This window comes from Shewanella amazonensis SB2B (assembly GCF_000015245.1).
GTDB classification, from domain to species: domain Bacteria; phylum Pseudomonadota; class Gammaproteobacteria; order Enterobacterales; family Shewanellaceae; genus Shewanella; species Shewanella amazonensis.
Genome location: NC_008700.1, coordinates 852,013 through 870,220, shown reverse-complemented (window position 1 = coordinate 870,220; position 18,208 = coordinate 852,013). Strand labels below are relative to the sequence as shown.

Sequence of the window (18,208 nt, the reverse complement as noted above, 5' to 3'; positions counted from 1 at the left end):
AGCTCCTAATCCAGAATGTAAAAGGCTTCCAGTTTCGCCGCATCGTCAACCAGCTCCCGGGCGCGGGAGAGGGACTTCTCATGGCTGTCTTCCCCGGGATACACCACGGTCGGGGTCACAAAAATCACCAGCTCGGTTTTTTCCTCACGGAAATTACGGGACTTGAAGAGTTCACCCAGAATGGGGATGTCACCCAGCAATGGAAACTTATTGACCACCTTGGACATTTCGCTGTTAACCAGCCCGGAAATCACCATGGTTTGCTTGTTTTTAACGTTAATCACAGACTCGGTACGACGGGTCAGAAAGCCGGGGGCACTGCCCTCGAGCTGGATGGAAGGGTCGACGGCGCTCACCTCGGCCATCACCCGGCTGACGATATTGTTATCGGCATCCACCACGGGCTCTATGTTCAAACGTATGCCGTATTCCTTGTACTGGATATCTACCGAGCCCACTCCGCTCACGGTGCGGATGGGGATCTCGCCCCCGGCGAGGAAACTTGCGGCTTCGCCGCTGCGGGTGGTCAGATTGGGCTCGGCCAGCATGCGGGCATCGCCCTTCTCAGCCAGCAACTGAATTTGAGAGCCGATACCTGTCACTATGCCAAAGTAACTCCAGCCTCGGGTATCCAGAACGCCAATGGCATCGGACACGGCGCCGCCTATGCTGTTGGCATATTGGCCGGGCGACGACACGCTGAAAATCGGGTTGGCGGTAAATGCCTTGGCGGCCCCAAAGGCGGGACCCGACATCACATTTTCCCATTGCACCCCAATGTTGTTCAGGGTGGATTTGTTGAACTCAACGATTTTGACTTCCATCTTCACCATGGGCTCGATGGATTTACCGTATTTGACGTATTTGATGAGTGGCAGAATGTTGTCCTTGCCATCCAGCACCTTTTCCAGAGTTTCACGCTGGGAGGCATCGGCCTCACCGTGGATCACTATCACGCCGTCCGACTCTGTCACTTCAATGGACGGAAACTCGGCCAGCATCCGCTTCATGGTACCCACTGTGGTCTGGGCGTTTTCTTTGGTGACCACCACGCTTAACTTGCGCACGGTGCCGTCTTTTTGCCAAAGCTGAATATCAGACAAGCCTTCGCTCTCGCCGATAAGAATCACATTCTTCTCGTCCAATACCTTGGCACTGAGCACGCCACCGTTACCCACCACAACCCGCTCAACGTTGGCAATCTTATAGAGTTCTACCGCGCCGACATAAAGCTTAAGCGGTTGATTGTTATGAGCATAAGCGACCGAAAGCATCACTGAGCAAAGTACCCAGCCTAAAATCATCAGTTGGTTAATAGTTTTCATAATGCGGTGTTAACTTTTCCCTGAGCTAATTCGTCCATCAATTCTTTTGGTAAGGGGTATTCCTGGAAGCTGCTCTTGAGTCCACCTCCCCCTGTGATGTATTCAACCTGATGGCTACCTTTGTCGCCGGACATACCAAAAATCTGATCGCCAAACATATTGGTCACGGCAACGGGGGCGGACTCGGCTTTGTTGCGCAGCAAGGTGACAAATTTGCCACGGCCTTTGGCAAGGGAGACCCGAATCGCATCCTCGGTGGACAGCGCCAGGGTAACTGTGTTGTAAGAATCCGGGTTGTCGTAAATGGAGTTCACCAGCTCGGGATGTACATCTATGCTGCGCTTGCCCGTAGCCAAAACCTGAGCCTTTTCAATCAAGAGCTCCATCTTGACCCTTTCGCTGTCACCGTTTTCCACTGTGTAGCTGAGGAAAAGATCCACCAGATCCGAGGGCACCAACATGCCCGCCGTCGAGTTTTCTTCATTGATGTCGATCGTGACGGCGCGCTGGCCTTCCTGTAGCAGATCTGAAAACTGCCTGGTTTTGAAGCCGGGTAGATAAGCACTGATAAGCGGCCGCCCAGGAGACATTTCGCTCAGCAACATCTGACCTGCCACTTCATTGAATTGGGATGGGCGAATCGCATCCAGTGGGATGACATCGGCACGGATAGAGCGAACCGACATATTGGTTTCATCGACGATGTCGCCTTTACGCAGTTCCTGGGTGGCGACCACCACATCCACCATTTTTACATTGCTGTTTGACAGCTCTGCCCGGATTTCCTGTTCTTTAACAATGAAATAGTTCTTTGTTGCCCAGGCCGCCAGGCTACCCAGCACCAAAGCTATCCCCAGCAAGACCCAGTTAAAGTCTATGCGTTTCGACTGCATTTCAATGATTTCCTTATGTGACTTAAAACGGCAGTGGCGGCTGAGACTTTGCGTGGGCAAAAGCCGTGTACCAGGTCTTCAACGCATCCCTGCAAATTTCCATTACGTTGCGTCCGTCTGTATCCGGATTAATGGGCACCAAAAGTGCCGCAATCAGTGCCCCACACACCAACAGGTACTCGAGTGACGATTGGCCCCGGGCAAACTTCTGTCTCACAGGCCCTCCGACATTTCATTGGCGACTATGTGGGTGCGCCCCTGCTCAGACTTGATACTTACATCCAGAAAGGCGTTTTCCCGGTTTAGACGCAGCACCGCCTGATTGACTGAGGGCTCCAGTATTCCCACGACTTCGTGCCATCCCCGGCTGGTGTAGTAGTTTTTGTAATAGTGATAACTCTCAGATACCCGGCGTTCGCTCACCAACACCACGGTGCGGCCACGTTTAAAGAGATCCACCGAGCTGATATCTGACAACACAGTGGTACCGGACAAAGAGGGGAATTTCTGGCTGCTTTGGGTTTCAAACTCCGAAAAGCCGAGGTTCTGCGAAATACCCACATACGCCAGCGTCGAGTCGTATTGGCTGCGAATTCGGGCCGTAAGCAGGAACGGCGGCTGCCAGCTGTTGATGATGACATCGCCATTGAGGGTGTTTTTATCGAACTTTTCGCTGTGGTCCTTCCATTGCTGCTCGTAAAAGTCGGCCACTACCACGGCACTGCCGGGATAGTGGAGTACCCAGGTTTTCATCGGCAGCCCCATGAAGTTCATGTTATCCGCGACTATTTGCGCGCTGCCCTTGTCCGGGAACGGCATATCCGGCCACTCATCGGCCAACACCGAGAGACTGCAAATCAGGCTTATCAGTAACAGGCAACGCATCATTTTCCTCCGTCTCCGCAGTTGGCAGAACCATAGTTACAAAGCCTATTTGCGGGTAATGCTTCCACATCCGTGTGGCCAAATCTCAGGCTGTTTGGCTTGATCTCCCGGCCAAAGGGGATAAGCCCCAGGACGCTTTGCAGCAGGGTCACCGGCTTGATGTCCGCGTACTTGGTCAACACCAGCCGCTCGGTTTGGCGTTTGGCATGTGCCGGGCCACCGGCATTCCAGGCATGGGTCAAAAGCGCGCTCTTGCTTTCAATTTTTAGGTCCAGCGCTTCCATCGGGTCGCCATCGGCGCCTTTCAGGGGAAAGACCCGAAATTTCTCAAGGTCTGTCCCTACATTGGCCACATAGAAACGATTGCGGTCCAGGGCGAAGCCTGTGTAAGAAAGCAGGTTTCTCGCCGTGCCCACGCTGGTCTCCCACAGGCCCGGCGCTTTACGCCCTGAGACACTGGCCGCCAAACGGTCTGCCCCCTTGTTGTCCTCGGGGGTTTCACTGGCGGATTTGAGCAGCAGTGACTGGGGTTCATCGGGGGACAGCGTGTGTTTGAGCAGCGAATGACTCTTTTCCTGCCAACTCCATTCTTCGGTATAGTTGCTGCGCACCGCCTGACCATTTTGCTGATAAAAGCGCCAGGGCAATTCGGCGTTCAGATTGGCTTCGGTTTTGCTGGCATAGTGGAACTGGCCACCGGGAAACTCACGGGGCCTGTCTACCCGCCACACGGTGCGCTCCCAGGCGGCGTACTGGGCTGCCTGGGTATTCCTGTGTTTGACCTCAGAAATCTTGTGCAAAAACGGCAGCAACAGCAGCACAGGAATGATAATAAAGGCCATGGCGATGGCACTTTCGACGAGAGCCTGTCCCTTTTGGTGCTTCATCAACAACTCCTACAAGGCCGCGGTCAGTACGTAAACCCAACGACGGTCCGCACCTGAGTTATCGGTCAGATGGGGCTGCCAGAAGGGGTTGTACAGGTTGCCGTATTCGCTGCGCCCATCCTTGCGCCGCCAGGCTGTGAGATCCTGAGGCCGCGAATAGAACACGCTGGCCGATGCCATTGCCGACATTCGATCGCCATACATTTCTTCGTTGGTAGCGGGGTCTGTGTTGTCATGACCCACATCGAGCCTGGCACTGGTGCGGATACGGTTTTGTGGTTTGGACACTACTATGGCGATGTTTTTGGTCTCACTGACACTGTCGCCGTCTTTGTCCAGCGCATAGAAGGGCTGCACCCCATCGTAGTTACCGCGGGTTTCTTCGTTGTACGCCGCCAGATTGGTGGCGCTGCGGTTTACGCCGCGACTGCCACCCCAGACCTTGTTGCCGGAGACATTGCGCAGGCTCTTTCTGTCATCGGAACGGGTACCGCCCCAGCCAACCGGGATCTCGCCGCCACGCCATTTGCAGCGGAATCGCTTACAGCTCCAGCGTTCGAGGTGAATGCCCAGGGTGTGGGCTGACGTCCAGGTTTCGGCCTCGCGATCGCCGTTTGAAATCAAGTCGCTGCCACCGGCCTTTTTGGTTGCCCAGCGCAGCGGCCAGGACTTCAGTGACCAGGGAAATCCGAGTTTGTAGTTTGTGCCTTTGGTAAAGCCATCCCTGGAGTTTGACGTCACGGCCAAAAAGTCTTTGTACTGGGTACCGTCTCTGGATTTATCCCGACTGAATCTTTGCTGGAAATCCATCCAGATATGCCTGACATCTTCGAGCGCCAACGGGTTTTGCATTAAATCGAGTCGCGCCGTGGGGTCGTTGGCCTTAACCACCTCCATGGCGGTATCTATGCCGCCGACCAGTCCCGCGTAGTTCACTGCCACCTGGGCGGTACTGATAGCCTTGAGGAGAAGGTTTTCCACATTCACCATGGCCTTAAAGAAGGGCTGTGCCCCCTGATTGATGCTGTTGGTCACCCTGGCGACCGCATTGATTGCCTGGCCGAGATAAGGCACCCAGCACAGCAGGGTACAGGCGTTATCGGTGAAGGTGTCGGTCATATTAAACCAGGCAGACAGGCCCACCATTTGCGCGACAGCGACCTGATTGGCGACGGCGGCCCTGTTGGTATAGGCCTTGAAATTCATATCTCTGGCTACGATGTTTGCCAGGCTGTAAACCGTATTGTCAGCAGTATTTTGCAGCCTGGTACCCTCGTGATTGAGCTGAGATGCGTTAAATCCAAACAGCATCGCCATCACGGTAAAACCAAGCAAAATGAGGGACAGGACCATGGCCTGGCCGCCTTGACGAGATTTCAACATCCTTGCTTCTCCGGCAATCCTTTATCGCACTGGGTCAGTCCACCACGGGACCCCCACCTCCGGTACCACCACCGCCTGTGGAGTCTCCTTCGGCAGCCTTGTTCGCACCTTCGTTATAGTTGCCCAGGTTATAATTTCGGTTGGCAACATCACTTGAGGCATCTGCGGCGCCCTGCGCGGCATCGATGTTGCCCTGAGAATCACGTCCGGAAAGCTCCGTGGATATGCCCGCGGCCTGATTACGCAAGGTTTTGCCAAAAAAGCTGAAGGCACCTATGGCGGCTATGGCCACCAGTGCCAAAACCAGCACATACTCTACTGTCGACATCCCGGTCTGTGCTTGCTTCATGTTTCCCTCCTTGAAAACCAGAACAAAAGGCAGCAGTCTGCACTGCTGCCTTTGGAAGTACTGCTGGGCTAGGATCAGTTGCTGGCGGCAGACTTGTTGGCAGCTTCGTTGTAGTTACCCAGGTTATAGTTCTGGTCAGCTACGTCTTTTCCATCGTCGGCGGCATCTTGGGAGGCTTTAATATTATCGGCAGCATCACGACCGGATAATTCAGTCGCCAAACCTGCTACCTGGTTACGCAGTGTTTTACCGAAGAAGCTGTATACACCAATGGCAGCAATGGCCACCAAAGCCAGTACCAGCACATATTCGGTTGCAGCCATACCCTTTATCTTACGCTTTTTCATGAATCACTCCTTGAAACATAAATAGAACAAATATTCGGCGAAATTATCACACGTATTCGTATGCCCTTCTATTACCCTCAAAGATAAAAATAAAAGCCTTATTACACCCCGAAGGATTAATGCATTAGTATGAAGAAATGAGGTGCACACGCCCCTTCAATTTATTCTTACGATAAATATTTTGAAGATGCATCTTAACGGTATTAGGTGAAATATTGAGCGACTCGGCGATTTGTGTATTGCTCATTCCTTTGAATATGCAATCAACCACTTTTTGCTCTTTAATGGTAACGTCCAACGACGGTTTTCGGGTCACAAAACCTCCGCCAAACTCTTTTATCTCAATGATATAGGATGACAATGTTCGAATAGAGTAAAGCATTTCACCCTTGGCGACCCTATCAATTGCAGAGAGCTGCGCCACCAGGGGGCAACCGATTGCCAGTACACCGTGAAAGCCCGCCCGAATATAATTCAGCTCATCATCCTGTTGAATAGATTTAACTACGGCAATATAAGCAATCTGTACGCTGCGCTGTAAAACAGTGGGCTTAGAGTTAGCTTCAGATTGATCGACGAGATGTATTTCAGACATGGATAATGAGCCATTAACAGAAATAACTCGCTTAAAACATCCACCATTTGTCTGATATAGATTCTTTAATTCAGGCAAAAGATCCAAACCAGTCCCGACCAATTTCAGGCTGACTTCAGTTTTGATATCCATATAACTCTCAGGGTTTATTCATATTAACAATACGTGAACACGCCAAATAAGGACTTTTCTATGTACTTGTTATATGATCGGCGTCCTTGCGCTTATTTACGCTAAAGCAAGAAAGGCCCGCTGAAAAGGATTTTTTATGGGACAAAATACGTTAATATTTGTATCACTTCTCGCCAGCTTAGCCACATCTGTTAATGCTGCGAGCTTATTTGGTCCATTCCCTAATGCAAAGTATCCCGAAGAAAAACGCATCCATTTCACGCCTTTTCACATCATCACGGCCGTCAGTAACCAGGGCTTCACGCTTAAGCCGGTTTCAGGGCGCCTGACCCACAACTCATTTGAACTTCCGGACAGCTATCCGCTGGCACTGGTAATGAATAACTATCTGGCGCAGTTTAAAAACCTCAATGCCGAGGTGTTATTTCAATGTGAGGCTGAAGGCTGCGGCGATGGCTGGGCCATGCGGGACCAGCTGGCACCCCTGATAACAGTGGATACCAGTTATCCCGGCGCTTACGTCGCAGCAAAGCTTAAAGGTGCGGGCGGAGATGTCTACAGCAGCATCTACGCCTTTCACCGTGAGGGCAGTTACACCAAGGTGCAGCTGGTTACCCTTGAAGTCATCCCGGAACCGCTGGATCTTGTTGAGGCAAACAGCAATTTTTTGCAGCAGGGCACACAGGATGTGGCGATGGCTGACAGACGCAGTGACGATGCCCAGGACTCAGCCGATCATCCGTTGCTTGGGCGCATGCCAGGCAATTATATCACGCGTTACAAACAAACCAATCTTACCCAGGTTCCGGTCATAGTAGGCATCTCAGCAGCCGGCATTCAGACCCAATCTCTGGACGCCAGGCTCACTGAAATTCGTTATCAGATGCCCGAGCGTTACTCGCTGTTTGAAATTAACAGCAATTACGCCGCTGCTGCACAAAAGCTTAACGCAGAGCAGGTGTTTTACTGCAAAGGCACTGGCTGTGGCGATGATGATGCGCTTATCAAAGCCATGGGATTGTTCCAGGATGATGCCGAAGATCAGTGGCAGGAATATCAGCTGTATAGATTGAGCCGCCCTCAGGGTGATGTGTATTTCGATATCTATTCCCAGGGCCGTTACGACGCAACACCGGGGGATACCACGCTCAGAGTTATGGAGCTGTCTGTCCTGAAAACGGACAGGATCGCCATCAATCTCGACGCCCTCAATGACGCCATCACACAAACCGGCAAGGCAACCCTGGATGGTTTGCTGTTCGACTTCGACAGCGACCGGATGCTGCCTGAATCCCAGCCGGTGCTGGAGGTGCTGGCAACCTATCTTAAACAGCACCCGGCTAAAGGCTTTTACGTGGTTGGCCATACCGATGACAAGGGAGAGCGCGCCTACAACCAAAGTCTGTCGTTGCGCCGCGCCGATGCCGTTATTCAAAGCCTCACGCAGCAATATCACATCCCGGCGTCACAATTAACCGCCCATGGCAACGGGGAATATAGCCCGGTGGCGAGTAATGAAAACGAGTCAGGCCAGGCACTCAACCGCAGAGTGGAATTGGTGCTGCGTTCGGACATGGAATAGCCAGCTTTTGCAAAGCATCAAAGAATCAAACAGATAAGGATTTACAGCAGTATGAAAAGACATATTTTCACCTGTGCCATGGCGATTTATCTTCCGGCCACATTGCTGCCAACACAAACAGTTGCGGCCGATTTACCCTCGCTTTTTTCGGTCTTTCCCGAAGCCAAAATAGAGACACAAGAGCAGCGGCACTATATTCCCTATCCGTTAATTACGGGAATGGGCGGTAAAGTCTATAGCGTTACTGACGTGGGCGGTGTGCTCAGTCGCATCAATTACAAGCTGCCTGCGAGCTTTACTCCTGAACACATCATCAATAACCACAAGGCGCAGTTAGTGCAGCAAGGGGCAAACATATTGTTTGAATGCCACGGCAACGACTGCGGTAACGAAGAAAAGCTCTACTATCAGGTATCGCCCTTATCCAGCGTGAGTAAGCGTGAGCCATCGATGCTGACCGCCAAACTCTCCAGAGCCAGCGGTGATATCTACATCAGCCTGTACAGCGCCAATTGGCACAGGGGCACCAATCTGCAACTGGATGTGCTCGAAGCCACCCCCGAACCTCTTGATCTGGTCAAGATAAATACTGCCATGCTCACCGCTCAACCCACCGACATCAAGGTGGCCGATAACAGCACAAAAGATGTCAGGGGCAGCGTCGACCATCCCCTGATGCAGCGCCTGCCCGGCGCCTTCATTGCCAAATACAGCCAGCTGGGGTATGCAAAATCCCCTGTGTTGACCGGCGTCGAAGGGAAAAAAGCTATCACGGCCATTCAAGAGGGTAAACTCACGCAAATCGCCTACAGCCTGCCGCGAAGCTACTCCGAATTTGAAGTGAATGCCAACTATGTGGCAGCGCTTAAAAAGTTGGGATTTCAAGAGGTTTTCAGTTGCGAGGCCAAGGGCTGTATCAGCAAGGATGCCATCTATTATGCCCTTAAGCCCACAGTGTCCAACGGCAATGATGAAAGCCTGTTCTATAGCCTGTATCGCCTCAGTCGCCCTGAGGGGGATATCACTGTCTCCAGTTATACCCTTGGCTTTTCGGGCGCACTGTGGAACGAGCTTAAGATAATAGAGGCAACCGGCCTGAACGATAACCGGGTTGGTATCGATCTCAATGCCCTCACAGACGCCATCACTCAAACAGGCAAAGCCACCCTCGACGGTCTGCTGTTTGACTACGACAGCGACCGCATGCTGCCTGAATCCAAACCCGTATTGGAGGTACTGGCAAGCTACCTTAAGCAAAACCCGGCACTGAATTTTTATGTGGTTGGCCACACAGACGATCAGGGCGATAAAGCCTACAACCTCAGCCTGTCTGAGCGCCGCGCCGCCGCCGTGGTTAAGGCCTTGGGAGCGGATTATCAAATCAAACCGGCGCAGCTTGAAGCCCATGGCATGGGGGAATTCAGCCCGGTGGCGAGCAACGCCAACGAGGCAGGCCAGAGCCAAAACCGCCGGGTAGAGTTGGTGCTGAGGTCCGATAATAAGTAGCGGCTAAGGTCAACCGCATTTGGCAGGTGATTGCGTCCTGACAACATCACCTGCGAAGATGGCGCGCTTGGAAATATAAGGAAATATGCCATGAAATTGCACATCGTACTGCTCGGGATGTTGGTTGGTCTGAGCATGGCACAGCTCGCTCAGGCGGAAAACGTCTACAAGTGGGTGGATAAGGACGGCAAAGTTCATTTCGGTGACCGCCCAACGTCGGAAGAAGCCCAGGAACTCACGGTAACCGATAAGTCAGCTCCCATAAGTTCGCCCAGCAGCGACGACACCGATGCTGAATATGCCGATAATGATGAAGCCACCTCTGGGGCAAGCCTGATGACGGATTCGGGGGTAAAGAAGTCCTCAGCCCCTTTCGCTGCCAAACAACTGCTGGGACGCTGGCAGGACGATATGCTGAACGACGCCTTTGATACCTACGCCCCCGATGGCAGCTATAGCCGAGATGCGAATCTTTTCGGCTCAAAATTAACTCTCAAAGGTAGCTGGAAACTGATAGGCAATGAGCTTCAGGTGCAGATAAAAACCAAGTCGATATCGCTTCCCAATGGCCAATCCAAGACCGAGGCCGATGTACGGCTGAATAAAAGCCAGCTTATCAACATCTCCGGGACTGAAATGACGCTGCTGCGCAATACCAAGGGCGGCGAGCTCGAGTTTACCTATAAAAAAGTGGGTGACTGAGCTATCTCATTCCCCACACAAAAACAAAAATGCCCTGTATGACAGGGCATTTTTAGCTTCTCGCAATAGTGAAGGCTGCTGGCGTCAGGCGGCTTTGGCTTCGCTCACGGCAACCACTGGCGCCTTGACCTTGCGTTCACCAACGGGCAGTACAGTGCGGCCATACTCACCATTAATCACCTGCGCCATGGCAAAGTAAATGGCTGATGCGCCACAGATAATTCCTTCCCAGGCGGCGATGGTGCCAATCAGTTCACTGCCGGTGAAATCACGGGCTGCCAGCAGGAAAAACAGCAGCGTCAGGGAACCGAAAATAAACTGCTTGATGCGGGCGTAGCGCAGCGAACCAATAAACATAAAGCCAGTGAACACACCCCACAGTGCCAGATACCAACCCATAAAGGATGCTGGGCTCGCTGCCACGCCGGCGTTTGGCATTAAAATCAACCCCACCAGCGTCAGCCAGAACAGGCCGTAGGAGGTAAAGGCCGTTGTACCGAAGGTATCGCCACGCATGAAACACATGATACCGACTATTACCTGCCCCAAACCGCCGTAAAAAATCCCCATGGCCAGGATCATGGCATCGATGGGAAAGAAACCGGCATTGTGGATATTGAGCAAAATGGTGGTCATGCCAAAGCCCATCAGCCCGAGTGGGGCGGGGTTGGCCAGAGGGGTGGACATAGTTAACTCCTGAGTAAAAAACCAGCGGCAAGCTGATGCCACGGGTCGGGATCTGGTGTACCTGCTGCAGCACGGGAAGGCTGAGAGGGCGGCGCATTCTAGAGGAGGGTCTGGTAAAACACAATTGCAAAAAGCGATGGCATTGATCTATCTCAAATCACATAATTTCAACAAGTTAAGCACATATGTATTTATGGTTTCAAAATCATTGACCTGGGTGATATCCCCTGATTTTCCTCTTTGGCGAGAACAGGTGTAACACCTGGACAAGACGGCCTGGTTCAAGCTGGCTATGGAGGAGAGACATTGATTTGCATGCAATGGCGCAAAAAGGCCATGCATCCTGAATTCTGTCTATAAAAAACGCCCTGAATGGGCGTTTGACTGGTTACTTTCTCGGTCCCACCGGCACCATGATGTGGGCATAGGGCGTCCCTTTCCACATCACATAGGGGCCACCCTCATAGGGATCGGTTGGCAGACTGTCCAACAGGGCGGCATCGGGGGTAATAATCATCAGGTGCGGGCCTTCGACTATCCACTGATTGTCCTCTGTCTTGCCCTCGGCGAAGGGGTCTGTATTGCTGGCGCCGCCATCACCGGCCAGCATATAGGAAATACCTATCGACTTGGCCTGAAACGGCTTTTTATTGGACCAGGCATCGGCCCACATCATCCAGGGTCCGTCCATACACATGGGCGCCTTTCCCTGCAGACTGGGCGGCGTGGGGAAACAGGTATAGTTACTGCTGCCCTGTTGCAGCACATTGTGTTGCCAGTCCATCACTGTCACCTTGTCCCTCAAGGTGGGAGGTGCGGCGCTGAGTGCATCGTCCAGCAAAGCCTGAGTATCTGAGGCATAAAGCGGTGCCACAGCACCGGCCATTGCCAGCCCCAGGGCACAGGGCAAGGCCCTCAGCAAGGGGTTCTTCTTGGTCATAACACTATCCTCTGATGAGTGAAACGTCCCTGGATATGCTCTCAGGCAACCCCTTGCCTCTGAATACCTACTTCCGGTAACTGTTTTCCGGTGTTGTTACATGTAATAACGGCGACATGAAGGTCGAAGGCAAATCGGTCAATCGGCTTGTGTGTTACGGACAAGGCGCCCCGGCAGCATACCCGTATACTGCATCTCAAAGTATAGTTGCCGCCAATCAGTAAAACCAAAGACGGACGCGGTTAACGGGAAGGGGTGAAGACGCGGTGGAGTGCCTCTATGTTGTCGGCCACATAACCGGGGTCAATACAGTCCCCCAAATGCTCTGCCATAAAACGAATAAGCTGCAATGCGCTCTGGGGGAGCCGTTTATCGCGCCGTGCCACCAGATACCAGTTGCTGCGCAGGGGAAAATCCGCCACGTCCAGCACCGCAGGCTTTTCAGGCCCCATATCGCCCTCGCTGAGGGTATGGGCAGAAATCACCGACAACCCCAGCCCGGATGCCACGCTTAACCGTATCGCTTCATTACTCTCGATTTGCATGATGTCAGTGAGTTCGATGCCACGGGCACTGAGCCAGCTTTCAAACATCATCCGGGTGGCCGAACCCGGCTCGCGCATAATAAAACGCTCGCCCTTGAGCACGTCAAATCCAAGGCCTTTTTGCCCCACCGCCCAGTGATCGGCCGGGGCAATCAATTTAAGCGGATTGGTGATAATCCGCGAAGCCAGCACAGATTCCCCTGCGGGTGGATGGCTGAAGAGGTAGAGGTCATCCTCCTGATGGGCAAAGCGATTCAGCACATGAGCACGGTTACCTATACTCAGCGTCACCTGCACCTTGGGGAAGCGACGATAAAAAGGCCCCAGAATGCGGGGCATCACATACTTGGCCGTGGTGACAAGTCCGATGCGAATATGACCGCTCTCCCCTTGTTTTATGCCGCCAAGAAAATCGTCCAAATCATCAAGGCGCGAGAGTATATCGCAGGCGGCCCGGTACACTTCCTCACCCACATCGGTTGGTCGCATGACGCCATCCCGGCTTTCCAGTAATGGCTCCCCAACCAGCTCGGCAATCTTCTTCAACTGCAGAGAAACCGTGGGTTGAGTGAGATGCAGCTGTCTGGCCGCGGCCGACACATTGCCAAGGCGCACCACGGTAATGAAGACCTGCAGCAGTCTTATACTGAGTTGTTTAAGTCTGGGGTTATCCATCAGTCGACCCGTTAAAGGCAAACCCATATATAGATAAACATCTATATATGGTGCTCATAAAATTTATTTTTCAATATAGCTAATCATGGGCACAATCTCCAGCCGTCAAACTTGCCTTATCCCCGGTGGAAACCGGGCTGCTGGAGTCAACTATGCCGGATATTGTTATTGCATTTTTTGCCTTGGGCCTCCTGGCCGGAGTGATCAAATCGGATCTTAAGGTCCCACAATCCATCTACGAGACCCTGTCGATTTTGCTGATGCTGACACTGGGGCTTAAAGGCGGTATGTCACTACATGGTCAAACCGACCACCTTCAACCCATGGAACTGCTGACCGTGGTTGGACTGGGTTTTATCATTCCACTGGCGCTGTTTCCGATACTGCGACTGCTGGTACGACTCACAACCTCTGATGCCGCCAGCATCGCCGCTCACTATGGCTCGGTCAGCGCGGGAACCTTTGCAGTGGTGATGGCCATGGCCGAAACCGCAGGCTGGGAGCTGAGACCTGAAACCACCCTGTATCTGGTCATGCTGGAACTGCCCGCCATCGTGATTATGCTCTGGCTGCATCGTCGCCTCAGCAAGGGGGAGCAAACCCAAAGCGGCGGCAATATTCTCCATGAAGCCCTGACCAGCCGTGGTGTGGTCTTGCTTCTGGGGGGTGTCATCATCGGCTGGTTGTACGGACCTCAGGGCCTGGAGCCTCTGGCCCCCATGTTACTCAGCGGTTTTAAAACCCTGCTGGCGCTGTTCCTGCTGGAGATGGGGCTGGTGACTGCCAAGGTGTGTATTCCACTGCCGCTGAAACAGTGGCGCCTACTGGCATTCGCCGCCATAGCCCCCTTTGTACTGGCATGGGTCGGCATTGGTGCTGGCATCACCATGGGCCTACCCGCAGGCACCGTGCTGGTGCTGGCAGGCCTCACGGCCAGCGCCTCCTATATCGCAGCGCCGGCCGCTATTCGCGCCGCCATTCCCGATGCCAACATTGGCCTGGCCATGTTGGCATCCCTCGGAATCACCTTCCCGGTGAATGTGCTGATAGGGTTGCCACTTTACCAGCACTGGATTGCCGGCCTGATGCAATAACAAATGTGTAGGGTATGATGCGGGCCTCTGGCCCGCTTTTTTGTTTTCATGATAGGCTGAACACCTTTGATAACAAGATGATGGAAGACAATGGATGTCAGCCAACTCACAGATGCGTAATCCCAACATCGACAGTGTCCGCGGCCTCGCGGTACTTGGGATCTTTTTTATCAACATCCTCTTTATGGGCAATAGCCTCGAAGGATATATCCCTACCATTCCGGCTGCGGCATCCGACGTGCCACTGGAAGTGTTCTCTCGGTTGCTGCTGGAAGGGCGCTTTATCGGTCTCTTTACCATGCTCTTTGGTGTCGGGCTGGTGATTCAATATCAGCGCTTTGGTCAGGTGTTTCCCATTAAGCGCCGACTTAAGATACTGATGCTATTCGGTTTACTCCACGGCATATTTATCTGGCCCGGTGATGTGTTGCTCAGCTACGGTCTCTCCGCCATGGTTGCCATTCGTTATCTGGATGCACCCCTCGACCATATCCACAAAAGAGCCCTGCAGTTTCTCGGGTTTTCGGCCATAGTGATGTTGCTCCTGACCCAGGCCCTGCCCACAGAGCCCCTTCCTTCCCGGCTAAGCCCCGAGTATCAGGCTTCCCTCGCGCCCTGGATTGGTCCCTATCTGGGCCAGGTGTTGCAACATCTGGCGATGATGCTGATGATGACGCTGGTGATGCTGCCCATCGCCCTGCTGTGGTACATCCTCGGCATGATGCTGCTGGGCATGTACCTCTATCGCAGCCACTTTTTCAACGAGGGGCTCACTGATGCGGCCCGCATCAGGTTACTGCTGCTGGCACTCCTGCTGGGCGCGGTGGACTTAACCCTGTACTTCAGTGAATCCCGCGCCCTGGTCAATCTCGCTGAAATCACAGTGATATTCAGTGCCATACCCGTATCCGTGCTCTATGCCGACCTCATTATCCGGCTATGCCGGGGTAGTGAAACCGTGCTGAAGCCGCTGCAAAACGTGGGCAAGTTGGCGTTATCGCTTTACATTTTGCAGTCGCTGCTGGGGATTGCCTGCTTCCGGTACCTGTTCCCCGACTGGCTGCAAAGTTTTGATCGCATCCATTATCTGATAACGGCCCTGACCTGGGCGGCATGCCAAATACTGCTGGCGTCCTGGTATTTGAGGTGCTTTAAACAAGGGCCACTGGAAAGACTATGGCGCTATCTCGCCTTTGGTCGCACTCAGAGGGCAACGAATACCCACGGGGTAAACTCATGATTATTTTCGCGCTGGTGTTTTATTTATTGCTGGCCATTGGGGTGGCACTGAACTGGTTGCCGCTGTGGCTGCTTGTAGGCTATGGCGGACTCGGGCTGGCAGCCTTTGTGGTCTTTGCTCTTGATAAACGCGCCGCCTTAAAAGACAAACCCAGGACCGCCGAAATCAAGCTCTGGCTGCTGGCACTGGTTGGTGGCTTCGGTGGTGCCATGCTGGCCATGGCGCTGTTTCGCCATAAAACCAGTAAACGCGGATTTTTGTGGCCATTTTACGCGGCGACCCTGCTGCATCTGCTGCTGGCACTTGGCGCCTTTTATTACGTCACTGCAGCAGCGCCAGCCCAGGGATAAGCCTTGGCACCGACATCCAGGCTTTACCCGGCAGCAGCTTAACCATAAGATATTGAGTTCCATACGATAGTCAAAAGTCAGCCATTACGGAATCCATCCCATGAGAGTTGCCCTCGCTGTTATTGTGATTGCCTGCGTCATTTTTTACTTTTTCACCACCATGAATAATCAAAAGGCCGCCAAGCTCAATGAAGAGAAAGGCGCCGTCTTCCTCGCTGAAAACGCCAAGCGTGACGGTGTAACCACCACGGCATCGGGCCTGCAGTATGAGCTTTTGATTGCCGGCAGTGGCGAACGTCATCCCAGTGCCAGCGACACTGTGCGCGTGCACTATCACGGCACCCTGACCGATGGCACTGTGTTCGACTCGTCAGTTGAGCGTGGTGAGAGCATTGCCTTCCCGCTGAATCGGGTTATCAAGGGCTGGACCGAAGGCGTGCAACTGATGAAAGAAGGTGACAAGATGCGCTTTTTCATCCCGGCAAGCCTGGGTTACGGCAACCGTAGCGTAGGCAAAATCCCCGGTGGTTCTGTGCTGATTTTCGATGTGGAACTGATAGCCATCGAATGAATGCTGACTGAAGCGAAATAAAAAACGGAGGCCTGTGCCTCCGTTTTTTTATTGTCCCTTACAAGCCAAACGGATTGTCAATGGAATGGGAAGGGAGAGTGAACCATTTGGGGCCAGACTCAGTCATGTAGAAGTGATCCTCAAGGCGTACCCCAAATTCACCGGGTACACAGAGCATGGGCTCGTTGGAAAAACACATTCCCGGCGCCAGCGGTGTAGTGTCATTCGCCACCAGATAGGGCCACTCGTGAATATCCAGCCCTATGCCGTGACCTGTACGGTGTGGCAGGCCGGGAACAGCATAGCCCGGGCCAAAGCCTGCGGCCTCAAGCACGCTGCGGGCGGCCTTATCGACGCTGCCACAGGGGGCGCCCAATCTGGCCGCCTCAAAGGCAGCCGCCTGCGCCTGTTTTTCCAGGTTCCAGAGTTCACGCTGACGCGCACTCGGGGTGCCATAAACGTAAGTGCGGGTGATATCTGAGTTATAACCATAGAGCTGGCAGCCGGTGTCAATCAGGACGGTATCGCCCTCTTCCAGCGCCTTGGGATTTTTCACGCCGTGGGGATACGCCGTGTCTTCACCAAATAGCACAATGCAAAAATAAGAGCCGGCCGGAGCTCCCACTTTACGATGGGCAGCATCGATAAAGGCTTCCACTTCACTCACAGTGATACCGGGCCGCAACATAGCAGCGGCAGCCTTATGTACTTCCAGGGTCATGTCCTTGGCGCGTTGCATCAGTGCCAGCTCAGCGGCCGATTTTTGCATCCGGCAACCGGCCGTCACGGCCTTGGCGCTTACGACCTTAAGCTCAGGGTTGGCATCACGAATACCTTCACTGATGAAAAACGCAGCCGATTCATCCATACCCACCCGCCCCTGCCCCAAGCCAAGGCGTTTGAGTACTGAGCCAAAGAGTTGATAAGGGCTTTCGTCTTCATGCCAGGTATTCACTTCACCCTTGATGGCCATATAGCCTTTGAGGGTGTCGAGTTCAAAAGCCGGTGCTATGTATTCCAACGCCCCTTCTGCGGGCAGAATGGCACCTACCATACGCTCGCTGGCGTACCAGCGGGTACCGGTAAAGTAGTAAAGATTGGTGCCGGCATTAAGGTACACAGCATCCAACCCTGCCGCTTTCATCAGCCCCTGCGCCTTGAGGATACGCCCCTGAAATTCAGCCGCGTCAATGGGGCCTGTGCCCGCTGTCATATCACTGAGTTTGGCCAGAGCCTCTTGGGCCGTCAGCCCACCAACACCTATGGTCATACATCACCTTTAAATCATTTGTTGCCGCGGGCCAACACAGCCAGAGGCGCAATTCAGATGCGCATTTCTAGCATAAAATATACAAACATTGAACCTCATTCTGTTCAAGAATGCCGAATGCAGCTAACAACTACCCGCGCCAAGCCTTCTAAAGGGGAGTACCGGCGCCTTATTCACATCCCAGATGGGGTTAAGCCAACACGGTAAAAGCAGGTTTGACACGCGCACATTGGAAGCTGTGATGCTTCAG

At 53.2% G+C, this 18,208-nt stretch carries 20 protein-coding genes; 7 read left to right on the top strand and 13 right to left on the bottom strand.

All coding sequences use genetic code 11. The features are described from left to right. Positions 1-5 precede the first annotated feature (5 nt). The 9 genes from SAMA_RS03725 to SAMA_RS03685 form a co-directional block, all read right to left on the bottom strand. Entirely contained in the window at positions 6-1,325 is a 1,320-nt protein-coding gene (locus SAMA_RS03725) for a type II and III secretion system protein family protein (RefSeq protein ID WP_041409673.1), read from the bottom strand. Next, a complete protein-coding gene (gene cpaB / locus SAMA_RS03720; RefSeq protein ID WP_011758824.1) occupies positions 1,322-2,218 on the bottom strand; it encodes a Flp pilus assembly protein CpaB in 897 nt (298 codons plus the stop codon). The genes SAMA_RS03725 and cpaB overlap by 4 nt, the downstream gene beginning before the upstream one ends. A gap of 22 nt (positions 2,219-2,240) precedes the next feature. Continuing rightward, positions 2,241-2,435, bottom strand: coding sequence for a class III signal peptide-containing protein (locus SAMA_RS03715; protein ID WP_011758823.1), 195 nt, complete (start codon positions 2,433-2,435; stop codon positions 2,241-2,243). Further along, positions 2,432-3,106 carry a hypothetical protein gene (locus SAMA_RS03710; RefSeq protein WP_011758822.1) on the bottom strand — a complete coding sequence of 225 codons (675 nt, stop codon included), beginning with the start codon at positions 3,104-3,106 and terminating at the stop codon, positions 2,432-2,434. Before SAMA_RS03710 ends, SAMA_RS03715 begins: the two co-directional genes overlap by 4 nt. Then, the gene (locus SAMA_RS03705; RefSeq protein WP_011758821.1) at positions 3,103-3,990 is read right to left on the bottom strand and encodes a hypothetical protein; all 888 of its coding nucleotides are present in this window, start codon (positions 3,988-3,990) and stop codon (positions 3,103-3,105) included. Before SAMA_RS03705 ends, SAMA_RS03710 begins: the two co-directional genes overlap by 4 nt. A gap of 9 nt (positions 3,991-3,999) precedes the next feature. Then, positions 4,000-5,373, bottom strand: coding sequence for a pilus assembly protein TadG-related protein (locus SAMA_RS03700; RefSeq protein ID WP_011758820.1), 1,374 nt, complete (start codon positions 5,371-5,373; stop codon positions 4,000-4,002). 34 nt (positions 5,374-5,407) lie between these two features. After that, entirely contained in the window at positions 5,408-5,722 is a 315-nt protein-coding gene (locus tag SAMA_RS03695; protein ID WP_011758819.1) for a Flp family type IVb pilin, read from the bottom strand. Positions 5,723-5,796: 74 nt separating this feature from the next. Next, entirely contained in the window at positions 5,797-6,069 is a 273-nt protein-coding gene (locus SAMA_RS03690; RefSeq protein WP_011758818.1) for a Flp family type IVb pilin, read from the bottom strand. Positions 6,070-6,193: 124 nt separating this feature from the next. Then, positions 6,194-6,796: a helix-turn-helix transcriptional regulator gene (locus SAMA_RS03685; RefSeq protein ID WP_011758817.1), complete on the bottom strand. Its 603-nt coding sequence runs from the start codon at positions 6,794-6,796 to the stop codon at positions 6,194-6,196. 136 nt (positions 6,797-6,932) lie between these two features. Here SAMA_RS03685 and SAMA_RS03680 point away from each other — a divergent pair, with 136 nt between their 5' ends. The 3 genes from SAMA_RS03680 (at position 6,933) to SAMA_RS03670 (ending at position 10,586) form a co-directional block, all read left to right on the top strand. Beyond that, a complete protein-coding gene (locus SAMA_RS03680) occupies positions 6,933-8,378 on the top strand; it encodes an OmpA family protein (protein WP_011758816.1) in 1,446 nt (481 codons plus the stop codon). A gap of 51 nt (positions 8,379-8,429) precedes the next feature. Continuing rightward, on the top strand, positions 8,430-9,884 hold the full coding sequence (locus SAMA_RS03675) for an OmpA family protein (RefSeq protein ID WP_011758815.1): 1,455 nt from the start codon (positions 8,430-8,432) through the stop codon (positions 9,882-9,884). 90 nt (positions 9,885-9,974) lie between these two features. Next, positions 9,975-10,586 carry a DUF4124 domain-containing protein gene (locus tag SAMA_RS03670; RefSeq protein ID WP_011758814.1) on the top strand — a complete coding sequence of 204 codons (612 nt, stop codon included), beginning with the start codon at positions 9,975-9,977 and terminating at the stop codon, positions 10,584-10,586. Positions 10,587-10,670: 84 nt separating this feature from the next. On the opposite strand, the gene SAMA_RS03665 is transcribed toward SAMA_RS03670, so the two are convergent. From SAMA_RS03665 to SAMA_RS03655, 3 genes are all read right to left on the bottom strand, one after another. After that, entirely contained in the window at positions 10,671-11,273 is a 603-nt protein-coding gene (locus tag SAMA_RS03665; protein WP_011758813.1) for an acetate uptake transporter, read from the bottom strand. A 388-nt stretch (positions 11,274-11,661) separates the two neighbouring features. After that, entirely contained in the window at positions 11,662-12,213 is a 552-nt protein-coding gene (locus tag SAMA_RS03660) for a hypothetical protein (protein ID WP_011758812.1), read from the bottom strand. Between the two features lie 242 nt (positions 12,214-12,455). Next, on the bottom strand, positions 12,456-13,433 hold the full coding sequence (locus SAMA_RS03655; RefSeq protein ID WP_011758811.1) for a LysR family transcriptional regulator: 978 nt from the start codon (positions 13,431-13,433) through the stop codon (positions 12,456-12,458). Positions 13,434-13,585: 152 nt separating this feature from the next. On the opposite strand from SAMA_RS03655, the gene SAMA_RS03650 reads away from it, so the two are divergent. The 4 genes from SAMA_RS03650 (at position 13,586) to SAMA_RS03635 (ending at position 16,688) form a co-directional block, all read left to right on the top strand. Further along, complete coding sequence (locus tag SAMA_RS03650; protein ID WP_011758810.1) at positions 13,586-14,527, top strand: sodium-dependent bicarbonate transport family permease; 942 nt, start codon at positions 13,586-13,588, stop codon at positions 14,525-14,527. Between the two features lie 94 nt (positions 14,528-14,621). After that, entirely contained in the window at positions 14,622-15,767 is a 1,146-nt protein-coding gene (locus SAMA_RS03645) for a DUF418 domain-containing protein (protein ID WP_011758809.1), read from the top strand. Beyond that, positions 15,764-16,117: a DUF1294 domain-containing protein gene (locus SAMA_RS03640; protein WP_011758808.1), complete on the top strand. Its 354-nt coding sequence runs from the start codon at positions 15,764-15,766 to the stop codon at positions 16,115-16,117. Before SAMA_RS03645 ends, SAMA_RS03640 begins: the two co-directional genes overlap by 4 nt. A 100-nt stretch (positions 16,118-16,217) precedes the next feature. Next, entirely contained in the window at positions 16,218-16,688 is a 471-nt protein-coding gene (locus SAMA_RS03635) for an FKBP-type peptidyl-prolyl cis-trans isomerase (protein ID WP_011758807.1), read from the top strand. Between the two features lie 58 nt (positions 16,689-16,746). Here the strand turns inward: SAMA_RS03635 and SAMA_RS03630 are convergent, their stop codons facing one another. Then, the gene (locus SAMA_RS03630) at positions 16,747-17,958 is read right to left on the bottom strand and encodes a M24 family metallopeptidase (RefSeq protein WP_011758806.1); all 1,212 of its coding nucleotides are present in this window, start codon (positions 17,956-17,958) and stop codon (positions 16,747-16,749) included. Positions 17,959-18,208: the final 250 nt, after the last annotated feature.

What these genes read in the sequence shown, in the direction of transcription:
- cpaB (WP_011758824.1), bottom strand. Translation starts at nt 2,218, where the DNA reads ATGCAGTCGAAACGCATAGACTTTAACTGGGTCTTGCTGGGGATAGCT.
- SAMA_RS03630 (WP_011758806.1), bottom strand. Translation starts at nt 17,958, where the DNA reads ATGACCATAGGTGTTGGTGGGCTGACGGCCCAAGAGGCTCTGGCCAAA.
- SAMA_RS03670 (WP_011758814.1), top strand. Translation starts at nt 9,975, where the DNA reads ATGAAATTGCACATCGTACTGCTCGGGATGTTGGTTGGTCTGAGCATG.
- SAMA_RS03700 (WP_011758820.1), bottom strand. Translation starts at nt 5,373, where the DNA reads ATGTTGAAATCTCGTCAAGGCGGCCAGGCCATGGTCCTGTCCCTCATT.
- SAMA_RS03690 (WP_011758818.1), bottom strand. Translation starts at nt 6,069, where the DNA reads ATGAAAAAGCGTAAGATAAAGGGTATGGCTGCAACCGAATATGTGCTG.
- SAMA_RS03640 (WP_011758808.1), top strand. Translation starts at nt 15,764, where the DNA reads ATGATTATTTTCGCGCTGGTGTTTTATTTATTGCTGGCCATTGGGGTG.
- SAMA_RS03660 (WP_011758812.1), bottom strand. Translation starts at nt 12,213, where the DNA reads ATGACCAAGAAGAACCCCTTGCTGAGGGCCTTGCCCTGTGCCCTGGGG.
- SAMA_RS03645 (WP_011758809.1), top strand. Translation starts at nt 14,622, where the DNA reads ATGTCAGCCAACTCACAGATGCGTAATCCCAACATCGACAGTGTCCGC.
- SAMA_RS03675 (WP_011758815.1), top strand. Translation starts at nt 8,430, where the DNA reads ATGAAAAGACATATTTTCACCTGTGCCATGGCGATTTATCTTCCGGCC.
- SAMA_RS03680 (WP_011758816.1), top strand. Translation starts at nt 6,933, where the DNA reads ATGGGACAAAATACGTTAATATTTGTATCACTTCTCGCCAGCTTAGCC.
- SAMA_RS03655 (WP_011758811.1), bottom strand. Translation starts at nt 13,433, where the DNA reads ATGGATAACCCCAGACTTAAACAACTCAGTATAAGACTGCTGCAGGTC.
- SAMA_RS03705 (WP_011758821.1), bottom strand. Translation starts at nt 3,990, where the DNA reads ATGAAGCACCAAAAGGGACAGGCTCTCGTCGAAAGTGCCATCGCCATG.
- SAMA_RS03710 (WP_011758822.1), bottom strand. Translation starts at nt 3,106, where the DNA reads ATGATGCGTTGCCTGTTACTGATAAGCCTGATTTGCAGTCTCTCGGTG.
- SAMA_RS03695 (WP_011758819.1), bottom strand. Translation starts at nt 5,722, where the DNA reads ATGAAGCAAGCACAGACCGGGATGTCGACAGTAGAGTATGTGCTGGTT.
- SAMA_RS03650 (WP_011758810.1), top strand. Translation starts at nt 13,586, where the DNA reads ATGCCGGATATTGTTATTGCATTTTTTGCCTTGGGCCTCCTGGCCGGA.
- SAMA_RS03635 (WP_011758807.1), top strand. Translation starts at nt 16,218, where the DNA reads ATGAGAGTTGCCCTCGCTGTTATTGTGATTGCCTGCGTCATTTTTTAC.
- SAMA_RS03685 (WP_011758817.1), bottom strand. Translation starts at nt 6,796, where the DNA reads ATGGATATCAAAACTGAAGTCAGCCTGAAATTGGTCGGGACTGGTTTG.
- SAMA_RS03665 (WP_011758813.1), bottom strand. Translation starts at nt 11,273, where the DNA reads ATGTCCACCCCTCTGGCCAACCCCGCCCCACTCGGGCTGATGGGCTTT.
- SAMA_RS03725 (WP_041409673.1), bottom strand. Translation starts at nt 1,325, where the DNA reads ATGAAAACTATTAACCAACTGATGATTTTAGGCTGGGTACTTTGCTCA.